Annotated in this window: 10 protein-coding genes; 4 read left to right on the top strand and 6 right to left on the bottom strand. The window is 38.2% G+C overall.

Going from position 1 to position 13,128, the window contains the following annotated elements:
* Positions 1 to 346: 346 nt before the first annotated feature.
* From CJ263_RS00725 to tsaD, 5 genes are all read right to left on the bottom strand, one after another.
* A complete protein-coding gene (locus CJ263_RS00725; protein ID WP_094995506.1) occupies positions 347 to 1,534 on the bottom strand; it encodes a THUMP-like domain-containing protein in 1,188 nt (395 codons plus the stop codon).
* Between the two features lie 6 nt (positions 1,535 to 1,540).
* On the bottom strand, positions 1,541 to 2,641 hold the full coding sequence (locus tag CJ263_RS00720; RefSeq protein WP_094995505.1) for an AI-2E family transporter: 1,101 nt from the start codon (positions 2,639 to 2,641) through the stop codon (positions 1,541 to 1,543).
* 2 nt (positions 2,642 to 2,643) lie between these two features.
* Positions 2,644 to 3,291: a DUF4159 domain-containing protein gene (locus CJ263_RS00715; protein WP_094995504.1), complete on the bottom strand. Its 648-nt coding sequence runs from the start codon at positions 3,289 to 3,291 to the stop codon at positions 2,644 to 2,646.
* 63 nt (positions 3,292 to 3,354) lie between these two features.
* Complete coding sequence (locus CJ263_RS00710; protein WP_094995503.1) at positions 3,355 to 4,062, bottom strand: 16S rRNA (uracil(1498)-N(3))-methyltransferase; 708 nt, start codon at positions 4,060 to 4,062, stop codon at positions 3,355 to 3,357.
* 4 nt (positions 4,063 to 4,066) lie between these two features.
* Positions 4,067 to 5,134 carry a tRNA (adenosine(37)-N6)-threonylcarbamoyltransferase complex transferase subunit TsaD gene (gene tsaD, locus CJ263_RS00705; RefSeq protein ID WP_394339920.1) on the bottom strand — a complete coding sequence of 356 codons (1,068 nt, stop codon included), beginning with the start codon at positions 5,132 to 5,134 and terminating at the stop codon, positions 4,067 to 4,069.
* 69 nt (positions 5,135 to 5,203) lie between these two features.
* Between tsaD and CJ263_RS00700 the strand changes: the two genes are divergently transcribed.
* The 4 genes from CJ263_RS00700 (at position 5,204) to CJ263_RS00685 (ending at position 12,738) form a co-directional block, all read left to right on the top strand.
* Positions 5,204 to 9,613, top strand: a complete 4,410-nt coding sequence (locus CJ263_RS00700) for a translocation/assembly module TamB domain-containing protein (RefSeq protein WP_233726875.1) — start codon at positions 5,204 to 5,206, stop codon at positions 9,611 to 9,613.
* A gap of 173 nt (positions 9,614 to 9,786) precedes the next feature.
* Positions 9,787 to 10,773, top strand: coding sequence for a 6-phosphofructokinase (gene pfkA, locus CJ263_RS00695; protein ID WP_094995501.1), 987 nt, complete (start codon positions 9,787 to 9,789; stop codon positions 10,771 to 10,773).
* Between the two features lie 26 nt (positions 10,774 to 10,799).
* A complete protein-coding gene (gene gap / locus CJ263_RS00690; RefSeq protein WP_094995500.1) occupies positions 10,800 to 11,801 on the top strand; it encodes a type I glyceraldehyde-3-phosphate dehydrogenase in 1,002 nt (333 codons plus the stop codon).
* 85 nt (positions 11,802 to 11,886) lie between these two features.
* Positions 11,887 to 12,738, top strand: coding sequence for an N-acetylglucosamine kinase (locus tag CJ263_RS00685; RefSeq protein WP_094995499.1), 852 nt, complete (start codon positions 11,887 to 11,889; stop codon positions 12,736 to 12,738).
* Position 12,739: 1 nt separating this feature from the next.
* Here CJ263_RS00685 and CJ263_RS00680 read toward each other — a convergent pair whose 3' ends face one another.
* Complete coding sequence (locus tag CJ263_RS00680; protein WP_094995498.1) at positions 12,740 to 13,123, bottom strand: RidA family protein; 384 nt, start codon at positions 13,121 to 13,123, stop codon at positions 12,740 to 12,742.
* Positions 13,124 to 13,128: the final 5 nt, after the last annotated feature.

Raw genomic sequence — 13,128 nt, 5'->3', positions numbered from 1 at the left:
GAACTGGTTTTTAAAGGGTTTCCATGAGTGTTGGAGATTGTTAAAAAAAACCAAATTCGCCGTAATGATAACAAAATATTATGACATATAAATAATGGATAATTTAATATTTTTAAAAATGAAGTGTTAAAAAATCACTTAAAATTTTGTCTAAATGCTATAATTGGCTGTATTTATTGCTTTTATAGAAATTTTAAACCGTTGAAAATTATCAAATCGGTAATTGGGTAATTTTAACAATATTGTCTCAAGATGTGTCAATAATCGATTGTTTTGGCCTATTTCAAACGATATAGTTTAAATCCATTACGGGTTTTGGAATGTTGATTTTGTGGGAAAATTCAAGCTAAATTTTGGTTGTTGGTACGGTGTAAATTATTATCAAATCTTGATTAAGGTTTTTTGTAAAAAACAGGAAGTTTTGCCCCCCATCCCTGAGTTTTGTTTTTCTTCGGATTTCTGCTACGGTTTCGGGAAAATTTCGTGTAGTGATATTCGCTTTTTGAATTCCCAATTGTTTAATACTTTTTTTTGAATAAGGTATTACCTTGTTGACTTTAAAAATCCGGCCAGGGAAGGATACTAATGTTTCTGAAGTATACAAGTGGGAGTGCTCTTGTAGTTTTTTTACTCCGTACCTTTTTCCAATCAAGTGAAATCCTCCAGATTTCATAATGGAGGAGTTGGGTTCATATAAATAAAGAAGTGGTTCAGAAAAGGCTACATTTATATCTCTTTCTTCTTGAACATAGAATTGAAAAAGTTCCTTTTCGTCTTTATTGAAATTGATAGTTTTTATGAGAGGTTCTTCCTCATGGTTCTTTTTTAGTTCCCAAAGAATTTCTTTTACGTCGTTTTCAACACTTATAATATGTATGGTATGCACTTTTTGTAATTGTTGAATACCTAAGGTTAAATCAAGTAAAGGACCTGTTTTTAACAATATATTATTGGTTCTGGAAAAAATAAGTTCCAACCATACCGTTACATCGGGTTCACAATCTTTTAAAAAGTATACTCGTCTATTGTCCTTGTCCCTTCTTGATGGATCTACATAAATCCAATCGCTATTTTCTTTACTGGATTGAAGGTACTTAATTCCATCCCCTATGATACAATCTATATTATTTGCTCCAAGTTGATTAAAATTATATTGGGCGATTTCGGATAGTTCCTCGTTTCTTTCAATATGTATGACGTGTTTAAAACGTTTTGAAAAGTAAAAAGCATCAACACCAAATCCACCGGTAAGGTCTATCATGGTTTCACCAGAAACTAATTCGGACTTATACTTAGCGGCGACTTCCGAGGATGTTTGTGAAATATTCAGTTTATTGGCATAGTAGATGTTTTTGGAGGAAAACCAGGTGGGTAATTTTTTTTCAGCCTTTTTTTTAGACTCCAATTGTTCAACAAGCTCCTTATTGTCCATGTTTGGGAATAGCCTTTTGCCTAAAAGGATGGTATGGACATCTGTCTGAAGGTTATCACTGATAAACTCCTGTACCTCTTTATTTAATACGTTTTCATTCAAGTGATGTCAAAGGTTTTCGGTAAGGGATTTGACAATCTTGTTTTCGGATAAAAACTCTTTGAGAATTACCTTAATGGCCGTATAGCCCGGTACGGCAACAATCATACCTACAACCCCGAACAACAATCCGGCAATGATGATGACCAAAAAAATTTCCAAGGGGTGTGACTTTACACTGTTGGAAAAAATAAAGGGCTGTGAGAAAAAATTATCTACCAACTGCCCGATTGCCAGTCCGATTAATACGTAGCCCGTTTTGGGAAGGATCACCTCGCTAAAATCGGCTCCTAAATTACTGGTCATCGTTAAGGTAATCATGAGGGCTCCACCGATCAAAGGTCCTATATAGGGTATGATGTTGAAGAGGGCGCACAAAAAAGCAATAACAATGGCATTTTCAATACCCACAATTAAAAGGACTATCGTATAGATAACAAAGAGGATAAATATTTGCAAGAGTAGACCCACGAAGTACCTTGAAAGCAAGTTGTTGATTTTATCGATCGAGTTTATAGTACCTGTTTCCTTTGTTTGCGGAACAAAGGTGAGAAGTCCATTTTGAAAAAGCTTACTATCCTTTAGGAAGAAGAAGGAAATAAACAGCACGGAAAACAAACCGATGCTCGCGGAACTAAGAATGTCCAATAAGGAATTCAAGAAATTCGGCACAAATCCTATATCCAGGCCTTGAATAATATTTCTTTCAATTTCCGAATCTTGAATTACATCTTCCACTACATGTGAGGACAGACCAAAATATTGGGTCGTTTTGAGATAAAGGGTATTGATGCTTTTCTGGAGTTCGTCTATATTGAGTAAAGAAAGGTTCTTGCTCTGTTCCGTAATCAAGGGAATGAATAGCGCTAAGATTCCCGCTAAAATCCCTACCATTAGAATCATGGTCAGAATTACGGCCAGCGTGTTTGGCAAATTCAACCTTCGCCTTAAAAAGAGTACAACGGGTCTTCCGATCAAAGCGATAACAGCGGCTGCCGCAAGATAGGCCAAAACGGAACGTATCATGTAAAAAAAATAGAGCAGGAGCAGTATTCCAGTGATTATTCCCACTGCCCTTAATATACCGTTGGCAATCGTTTTAGAAGTCATGGTCAATTTTTAAATACGTAGGACACAATATTCGCCCCCATTTGCAGGGCCTTTTTTCTTATTTCCTCCGGGTCATTGTGTACGGCCGGATCTTCCCAACCATCCCCAAGATCGGATTCCAAAGTCAATAATAAAACTAATCTATTGTTTTCAAATATCCCCATGGCCTGTGGTCTTTTACCGTCATGCTCGTGAATTTTGGGCAATCCTTGGGAAAATTGAAACTCCTGTGAAAAAATAGGATGGTCCAGACCTATTTCTTCCAGATTGTTATTGGGAAATAATTCCTCTATTTGGCGTATCACATAGTCACGCATCCCATAATTGTCGTCAATATGTAAAAAGCCACCGGATAACAGATAGTTTCTTAGGTTTTCTTTTTCTTCAGAAGAGAACACAACGTTACCATGACCTGTCATATGAAGAAAGGGATACTGAAAAATGGCGTTACTTCCCACTTCCACGGTTTCCGGTTTGGAATTCAATTTAGTTCCAATGTTTGAATTGCAAAAATCTATTAAGTTGGGCAAGGCTGTTGGGTTTGCATACCAATCACCGCCACCTTGATATTTAAGAATGGCAATTTCTTGAGCTTCTGCGGGAAAAATAAAGAATGCAAAAAACGCTACGGCAACCAGTAATTTTTTCATTGTGCTGAACTTGTCAACCAAAAATAAGCAATAAGTAGCTAGGTAGTTTTGGCTACATAATTTTTAACCATTATTGATCATGGCCACTGTGGTACAGGCCACTATTGCAGCAGTTTCCGTTCTTAACCGATTTCTTCCCATTGAAACGGGTAGATACCCCTTTTCTTTTGCCGCTTTAATTTCCCTTGTTGAAAAGTCGCCTTCCGGACCGATTAGGATGGTAATAGGCTTATCGGGGATTACGCGTCTTTTTAGTTCAAATTTTTCAGAATCCTCGCAATGGGCAATGAAGAGCCCTCCTTCCGTTGGGGTTTCTATGATGTCGCTAAAATTTGCCAGGTCATTTAATTTTGGCAAATAAGCCTGAAATGACTGTTTCATGGCAGATTGTATCACTTTTTTGTAACGGTCCAATTTTATGGTTTTACGTTCGGATCGTTCACAGAGCACTGGTGTGATTTCATTGACGCCTATCTCCGTAGCCTTCTCCAAAAACCACTCGAACCTATCGTTCATTTTTGTAGGCGCCACGATCATATGTAACCAGTGATTTTTTTGATGTACCTTTTTTACCCCGGTAATTTCTACCTCACATTTTTTTGGATTATTATCCATGATTTTGGCGCTGAGCATAAGCCCATTACCATTAGTGATCAATACTTCATCATTCACTTTTTTCCTAAGAACGCGCACAATATGTTTGCTTTCCTCAGAGTCAAAGTAAAACAGGGATGAAGTTTCGTCCAAATTGGGGTTATAGAATAGCTGCATGTGTTTAAGAAGTTATATGATAACGGGCCTTGGCAGAAGTTTCCTGGCTAGTAAATTGACCTAATTTAAATTTGTAATAACCAACAATACCTATCATGCCAGCATTGTCCGTGCAAAATTCAAAATTGGGTATATACGTCGTCCACCCTAATTCCTTTTCGGCCGCTTTAAGGGCTTTTCTAATTCCAGAGTTTGCGGACACGCCACCACCAATTGCAATATTTTTTATTCCGGTTTTTTTGACCACCTTTTTGAGTTTGCGCATCAATATTTGAATAATGGTAAACTGTATGGACGCACAAATATCTTCTAGATTTTCTTGGATAAAATTAGGGTTTTGAGAAGTTTGTTTCTGTATAAAATAAAGGATACTTGTCTTAAGGCCGCTAAAGCTAAAGTCCAGATCCTTTACCTTGGGGATTGGAAATTCAAAGGCGTACGGGTTGCCGGTAGCTGCATACTTATCTATCAATGGTCCGCCAGGATAGGGTAGGTCAAGTACTTTGGCACTTTTGTCAAAAGTTTCCCCAACGGCATCGTCCAAGGTCTGTCCCAAAATTTCCATATCAAAAAAATCCTTCACTTTTACAATTTGGGTGTGTCCGCCACTAATGGTCAGGGCGATAAATGGAAAAGCCGGAGTTTTCATTGTATCCGCCTTAATAAAATGTGCCAAAATATGGGCCTGCATATGGTTGACCTCTATTAACGGAATGTCTAAAGCGAGGGATAAAGATTTGGCGAAGGAGGTCCCTACCAATAGGGAACCTAAAAGACCAGGTCCTCGTGTAAATGCTATGGCGGATAATTGTTTTTTATCGATATTTGCCTTGGCCAAAGCTTGATCTGTAACAGGAACTATATTTTGTTGATGGGCACGTGAAGCGAGTTCTGGAACTACCCCTCCATATTCCTCGTGAATTTTTTGGGATGCAACCACATTGCTAAGTATGGTATTGTTTTTTAAAACCGCCACAGAAGTGTCGTCACAGGAGGATTCAATGGCCAGAATATAAATACTTTCGTTTTCCAACGTGTTTGGAATAAAAATTGAAATACAAAGGTAAAACATAATAGCCCTATCAAAAAACTTAGAAAAATACTGGTTAGAACACTGTTGGTTGTTTTGTTGACCTGTGTTTTGGGGACTATTGTTCTTTCATTGCCCGTTGTACAGACTACTCTTGCCAAATATGCTACGGATTCAATAAATAAGGAGTTTGGTACCCATATAAATATAGATAGGCTTAGGCTTTCCCTAATTTCTTGGGACACCTCCCTGCAGGGTGTTTTTGTTGAAGATTATAAACAGGATACGCTCTTTTACATCAATGAGCTAAAAACATCCATCGTTAGTATCGGTAATTTGGCCAAGGGCCGACTTGAATTTGGTGATATCGAAATTGACGACCTCCATTTTAAGTTAAAGACCTACTATGGTGAGCGAACTACCAACATTAACGTATTTGTGGATAAGTTGGACGATGGGAAGCCACGTGCCCCGGGAACTCCGCCATTCTTCTTTTCTTCATCCTTCGTGGATATTGAAAGCAGTAGGTTTCAATATATAGATGAGAATTTGGAAAATGAGGAAACCCTACACTTTGAAAATTTGAGGATTCAGGCAAATGACTTTCAAATATTGGGTCCGGAAGTTACCGCAGATATTAATACAATGTCCTTTTTAAGTAAACGAGGCATTTCTGTGGAAAACCTCAAAACGGATTTTAAGTATACCAAACAGCAAATGCGCTTTGATTCCCTTCAGATAAAGACGCCCTTGTCCGAGCTGGACGGGAATATCGTTTTCAATTATAATCGAGAAGACTTTCAGGACTTTTTGAACAAGGTGAATATAGAGGCCAATTTTGAGGAATCAACGGTTTCCTTTGATGAAATCAATATGGTTTACAACGAGTTCGGAAAAGGAAAAACGGCTACTCTTAGTACAAATCTAAATGGTGTCCTTAACGATATCAATATTAATAATCTCTTTCTTGTCTCCGATAATACGGGAATACGGGGTGACTTCAATTTTAAGCACCTTTTCAACAAACAAGAATCCTTTATACTGGATGCGAACATGCGAAATGTTACCAGTAGCTACTATCAATTAAACGCTCTTTTGCCCAACTTAATTGGAAACTCATTACCCTCTACCTTTAGCAAATTAGGACAATTCACCATTAGGGGAGACGCCTTGATAACCGATTCGTCCATAGATGCCAAAGTAAACCTGAACACCGCGGTGGGCAGCAGCTATTCGGATATTGTACTGACCAATTTCAACAATATAGATAATGCTACATACACAGGGTTTATTTCCTTAATTGATTTTGATTTAGGGGATTTTGTAAATAGTAAAAGTCTAGGAAAAACCAATCTTGATTTTAATGTGGAAGGACAGGGGTTTGTAACGGAAAAGTTGAACACCGAGGTCATTGGACAGATTTACTCCATAGAGTTTAACAATTACAATTATCAGGATATTAAGGTTTCAGGAATTCTGAAGGAACAGTTGTTCGATGGTTCCTTGACTAGCAATGACGAAAATTTAAAGTTCAACTTTAAGGGTCTGGCCGATTTTGGGGAGGAAAGCAATAACTTTAATTTTAAGGCCTCCGTCGATTACGCCGACTTAAAAAGGCTAAACTTTATTAATGATAGTATTTCCATTTTCAAGGGCGATGTAAGTATGAATATTCAGGGGAATACCTTGGATAATATAGTAGGTGACGTAAACTTTACCAAGACCAATTTCCAGAATAAAAACGATACGTACTATTTTGAGGATTTCACCATTACTTCCACTTTTGAAAATGATTCTGTGAGAGTAATCGATATTAATTCTCCCGACATTATTACTGGATATATGAAGGGTAATTTTAGGGTCAAGGAATTGGGGAAATTGGTCCAAAACTCTATAGGTAGTATTTATACCAACTACAGGCCATTTGAAATTTCAAGCGGACAAAATCTGAGTTTTAATTTCAAAATTTATAATAAAATTGTGGATGTATTTTTTCCTGAGGTTCAGTTTGATCCCAATACATTCATAAAAGGTAAGATTGTTTCTGACGAAGGAGATTTCAAACTTAATTTCGAATCACCAAGCATTGTTGCGTTTGGAAATGAAGCAGATAATATAGAGGTGAAAATCGATAATAAAAACCCTTTGTTCAATACCTATGTTTCTGTAGGGGACCTAAAAACCCCTTACTATGACGTAAAGGATTTCAATTTAATAAACACTACTTTAAAGGATACATTGTTCTTTAGATCGGAATTTAAAGGGGGAAGTGAGTACAATGATAGCTACAACCTCAACTTTTACCACACCTTTAATGCGGAAAACAAATCGGTAATTGGTCTCAAAACTTCGGATGTGAGTTTTAAGGGCAATAAATGGATTTTGAACAAAGATGGTAATTCCAAAAACAAAGTAATTCTAAACAGGGCGTTGGACAGTATTTCGATTGAGGAAATCGTAATGAACAATGACGAACAGGAACAGATTAGGTTGCGAGGACAGCTGGCCGACTCGACCTACAAGGACCTTCAGCTTCAGTTTAAAATAGTATCCCTGAATAAAATAACCCCGGTAATCGATAGTCTAAAATTGCAAGGTGAGGTAAACGGTAATCTGAACATTCTTCAAAAGGAAGGTATATATCTTCCTTCTTCCAATTTGAACATAGATCAATTTGGAATCAATGATATACCTATGGGGGATCTGGCCATTAGTATTGTGGGCAATAGGGATTTAACGGAGTTCCAGGTTAATTCACAATTATCTGAAAATGGTATTGAGAAATTTGGGGTTGTGGGTAAAATCGTGAATAGGGAAGATATGCCTACCGCCAATCTAGTGGCAAACTTTAGTAGGTTCCCATTGGAACCCTTCAATCCTTTGGGTGAAGGCGTAATTGACCATATACGGGGTGACTTGGAAGGTCGTGTCAATATTACGGGTCCGGTGGACAATCCCAATTTTAATGGGCTGGTTACTCTAGATAATGCAGGTATAGCCATTCCATATTTAAATGTGGACTATGCCTTTGCGCCAAGGTCAAAAGTAAGGTTGGATAACCAAACATTTAATTTTGATAATATCGCACTTTCGGATGTTGCTATGGGAACAAGGGCCAATCTTGATGGTACCATCACCCATAGTTATTTTGATAATTGGGTGCTCAACTTCAATGTGGATACCAATAATAACCGGTTCTTGATTTTAAACACGGAATTTGAGGAGGGCGATTTGTATTACGGTACGGGATACCTTAATGGAACTGGTAGAATATATGGACCAACAACAGCGCTCAATATTACTGTAGATGGTGAAACCGCTAGGGGCACTTCCTTAAAAATACCATTAAGCGATGTGGCGAGTGTAGGCGACTACTCTTTTATCAATTTTGTAGAGAAGGATAAGGTTAAATCAATTGACGAGCAAAGGCAATTAAAGGATTACCAAGGGCTGGAATTGGAATTCAACCTTGATGTTACTCCAGAAGCAGAGGTGGAAATCGTCACGGATACCAAGACAGGAAGCTCTTTGAAGGGCACCGGGGAAGGTATCTTGTTAATACAGATCAATACCAACGGCAAGTTCGAAATGTATGGGGATTTCGTTGTGGTTACCGGACAGTTCAGATATAAATTTGGTGGTATCATAGATAAGACCTTTGTAGTGGAGCCCGGGGGTACTATAAACTGGGACCAAAAACCATTGGAGGCCCAATTGGATATGGAAGCAGTATATTCCCTGACTGCTAATCCGGCACCGCTTTTGGATAACCAGGGATACACGAGGAGGATACCTACCGATGTACTTATTAAGCTGACAGGCGAATTACAAAATCCAGATATTGAGTTTGGAATTGATTTTCCGGGCACCAATTCCATTGTACAATCAGAATTGGAATATAGATTGCAAGACCCTACGGTCGCGGAAAAAAACGCCATATTCCTTTTGGCCCAAGGAAATTTTGTGAATGCACAAAGTGGTATAAATCAGCAGGCGATTACGGGTAATTTGGTACAAAGTGCCTCAGGTATTCTAAATTCTCTTTTGGGGGGAGGAAACGACAAGCTGAATTTTGGACTGTCTTATGAACAAGGTATACAGAGTACGGATTTGGAAACGGACGATAGAATCGGTGTAACGGTGTCCACACAAATATCCGATCGTGTATTGTTCAATGGAAAGGTTGGGGTACCTGTGGGAGGAGCAAGCGAAACCCTTGTTGCCGGGGATTTTGAAATTCAGGTTCTATTGAACGAGGAAGGTAGTTTAAGTGCCAAATTTTTCAGCAGGCAAAGTGAGATACAAGCGTTTCTTCCTGATCAGCAAGGTTCTACCCAAGGAGCCGGCTTATCCTATGAGGTAGATTTTGATAGCTTTAGGGAACTTTTCAGGAAAATTCTTCAAAAGGACAACAAGCAGGACAGTCTAAATACTATTGCCGTCCCACCGGTGCAACCGCCCATATCCAGTATGGGGAAGGATAGTTTGCTTAATTTTTATGCAAAACCAAAATCATTTTAATTTCCTTTTTGGTCTCTTCAGTTCTTTAAATGTTAATTAAATATAGGTTTTCATCATTTTTTGGTTAAAATGTAACAGGCTTTCTCTTTTTCTTCAATTCCTCGTCAAAAGGATGGCAGGCATATTTCGTAATTGAAAGAAGATTTACTAATTTCGTTGGCTTAATTTTTCGAATGTCTTCAAACATAAAAAAAATAGCAGTGCTTACTTCTGGTGGAGATTCCCCTGGAATGAATGCGGCCATACGTTCCGTTGTTAGAACGTGTGCGTACATGAAGGTTGAATGTGTTGGGATCTATAGGGGCTATCAAGGTATGATAGAAGGCGATTTTAAGCCAATGGACGCCAGAAGCGTAAATAATATTATCAACAAGGGTGGTACTATTTTAAAATCTGCCAGGTGTACAGAATTTAGGACTCCTGAAGGTAGGAAAAAGGCCCATGAACATTTACTTTCTGCAGGAATCGATGCCTTTGTGGTCATTGGAGGGGATGGTAGTTTTACTGGAGCAATGATATTCAACCAAGAATATAATTTTCCTATAATGGGAATCCCAGGAACTATTGATAACGACATATTTGGAACCAGTTTTACGCTAGGTTTTGACACGGCCTTGAATACCGTTGTGGATTGTATTGACAAAATAAGGGATACTGCAAGTTCACATAACAGATTATTTTTTGTTGAAGTTATGGGTCGCGATGTGGGGCATATAGCATTGAATGCTGGTGTTGGTGCAGGTGCGGAGGAAATCCTTATTCCCGAGGAGAATCTTGGTTTAGATCGCCTATTGGAGTCTTTGAAAAGAAGTAAGGAGTCTGGTAAGTCTTCTAGTATCGTTATTGTGGCCGAAGGGGATAAAACAGGTAAAAACGTTTTTGAACTTAAGGAATATGTGGAGAAACATTTACCTATTTACGACGTTAGGGTTTCGGTTTTGGGACACATGCAGCGAGGTGGCGCTCCTTCCTGCTACGATCGGGTGTTGGCCAGTAGGATGGGCGTAAAGGCCGTAGAATCGTTATTGGAAGGTAAAACCAATTTAATGGTAGGTGTTCAGGATAACCAGATAACCCTTACACCCATTAATAAAGCTATAAAGGGACATACAAAAATAGACAAGGAACTTATTAGGGTTTCTGAAATAATGACAACTTAAATTATAATCGATAAAAACAATAGAAAATGTCAAATTTGAAAATAGGAATTAACGGTTTTGGAAGAATAGGTAGATTGGTGTTTAGAACTACCGTGAAAAGAGGTGACGTAGATGTGGTTGCCATCAACGATTTGTTGGATGTTGAGCACTTGGCTTACTTATTAAAATACGATTCTGTTCATGGACACTTTGATGGAACTGTGGACGTAAAGGACGGGAACTTGATCGTTAATGGAAAAACGGTTAGAATTACTGCTGAAAGAGACCCCAAAAACTGTAAGTGGGATGAAGTTGGAGCTACTATCGTAGCTGAGTGTACAGGTATTTTTACAACTTTGGAGACTGCTCAATATCACATTGACGGTGGTGCCAAAAAGGTGGTCATTTCAGCTCCTTCCAAGGATGCTCCAATGTTTGTAATGGGAGTTAATCATAAAGACGTGAAGGCATCCGATACCATAGTTTCAAACGCATCTTGTACTACAAACTGTCTTGCTCCAATGGCGAAAGTCTTAAATGACGCTTTTGGTATCGAGGAAGCATTAATGACAACGGTTCACGCTACTACTGCAACCCAAATGACCGTTGATGGTCCTTCCAAGAAAGACTGGAGAGGTGGTAGAAGCGCGATGCTAAATATTATTCCTGCTTCTACCGGAGCTGCAAAAGCTGTTACAAAGGTAATTCCTGCATTAGAGGGTAAATTAACTGGTATGGCATTTAGGGTACCTACAGCAGATGTATCTGTGGTAGATTTGACCGTTCGTTTGGAAAAAGAAACATCTTATGAGGAAATCAAGAAAGCTTTCAAAACTGCTTCTGAAGGAGAATTAAATGGTGTTTTGGGCTATACGGAAGAAGCTGTAGTTTCACAGGACTTCATAGGCGAAACAAACACCAGCGTTTTTGATGCCGAGGCAGGTATCGAATTGAATTCCAAATTTTTCAAGTTGGTTTCTTGGTATGATAATGAATCTGGTTTCTCCAACAAAATGGTAGATTTAATTCAGCACGTAAATAGTCTTTAATACCGACTATTATAATTATAATGATAATCCTGTTAATAAGGTATTTTTTCCTTATTTTCAGGATTATTTTTTAAATACAGGGTTTATGATTTTAATTGTGGATAGTGGAGCGACCAAGTCGGATTGGATTGCATTGAATGATAAAGGGGAGAAGCTTTTTTTGACCCAAACACTGGGGCTTAGTCCTGAAGTTCTGACCAAAGATGTTATTGAAGATCGCTTGGCGAATAACTTTGAGCTTTCAAAAAATAGGGAAGACGTAAGTCATTTGTTTTTTTATGGGGCCGGTTGCGGAACGGACCGAATGAAAAAGTTCCTTAGGGAAATTTTTAAGGACTTTTTTCCAAATGCCGTGGCAGAAGTTAAGGAGGATACTTATGCCGCCATTTTCGCTACCACAAAAATAGGACATCAAGGAATCGTCTGTATTTTGGGAACGGGTTCCAATTGTAGTTATTATGATGGAGAGAAGTTACATCAAAAAGTAACCTCATTGGGCTACATACCAATGGATGATGGCAGCGGCAATTTTTTTGGCCGTAAATTAATTAGGGATTATTATTTCAATAAAATACCAAAAGATTTGGCGGAAAAGTTTGCCAGTCAATACGATTTAGATGCAGATGTTATCAAGGATAACCTTTACAAGCAGCCTAATCCAAATACCTATCTGGCAACATTTGCTAGGTTTTTAATTGAAAATAAGGATCACCCATACTCAAAGGGGGTTATTGATAAGGGTTTTCAGCAATTTATAAACAACTACATTATGCAGTTTGACCTGGCAACCAAAGTACCGATCAATTTTGTAGGTAGTATAGCATATTATCTACGGGACGAACTTACTACAGTTTTAAAACGAAACGATTTAATCGTTGGGGTAATTCGTCAGAAACCAATAGAAGGTCTGGTCGAATTCCATAAAGAAAACATGTAGGCTAAAACTTTACGGCGATCATTGAAATCTCAACATTCACAAATTTTGGAAGGTTGGCGACTTCAACGGTTTCCCTGGCTGGAGCAGTGTCCGATTCAAAATATGAAGCATAAACTTCATTTACATCCGCAAATTGATTCATGTCGCTGAGAAAAATAGAAGATTTCACCACATTATCAAAGGTCATTCCTGCTTCTTGTAGAATGGCCTTTAAATTTTCCATGGACTGTTTGGTTTCCTCTTTAATGTTTCCTTCTACTAATTCTCCCGTAACTGGATTCATAGGGATTTGGCCCGATATATATAAAGTATTCTCGATTAAAACAGCTTGGTTATAAGGGCCAATAGGTGCAGGAGCCTTAGTAGTATTGATAATTTTTTTCATGATAT

The sequence above is a fragment of the Maribacter cobaltidurans genome, from assembly GCF_002269385.1.
Classification (GTDB): Bacteria; Bacteroidota; Bacteroidia; order Flavobacteriales; family Flavobacteriaceae; genus Maribacter; species Maribacter cobaltidurans.
Note: the sequence above shows the minus strand (reverse complement) of the source record. Positions and strands in the feature narration are given on the sequence as shown.

Coding starts and splice junctions, on each gene's coding strand:
- CJ263_RS00720 (WP_094995505.1), bottom strand. CDS start 2,641: ATGACTTCTAAAACGATTGCCAACGGTATATTAAGGGCAGTGGGAATA.
- CJ263_RS00715 (WP_094995504.1), bottom strand. CDS start 3,291: ATGAAAAAATTACTGGTTGCCGTAGCGTTTTTTGCATTCTTTATTTTT.
- CJ263_RS00710 (WP_094995503.1), bottom strand. CDS start 4,062: ATGCAGCTATTCTATAACCCCAATTTGGACGAAACTTCATCCCTGTTT.
- tsaD (WP_394339920.1), bottom strand. CDS start 5,134: ATGTTTTACCTTTGTATTTCAATTTTTATTCCAAACACGTTGGAAAAC.
- pfkA (WP_094995501.1), top strand. CDS start 9,787: ATGTCTTCAAACATAAAAAAAATAGCAGTGCTTACTTCTGGTGGAGAT.
- gap (WP_094995500.1), top strand. CDS start 10,800: ATGTCAAATTTGAAAATAGGAATTAACGGTTTTGGAAGAATAGGTAGA.
- CJ263_RS00685 (WP_094995499.1), top strand. CDS start 11,887: ATGATTTTAATTGTGGATAGTGGAGCGACCAAGTCGGATTGGATTGCA.
- CJ263_RS00680 (WP_094995498.1), bottom strand. CDS start 13,123: ATGAAAAAAATTATCAATACTACTAAGGCTCCTGCACCTATTGGCCCT.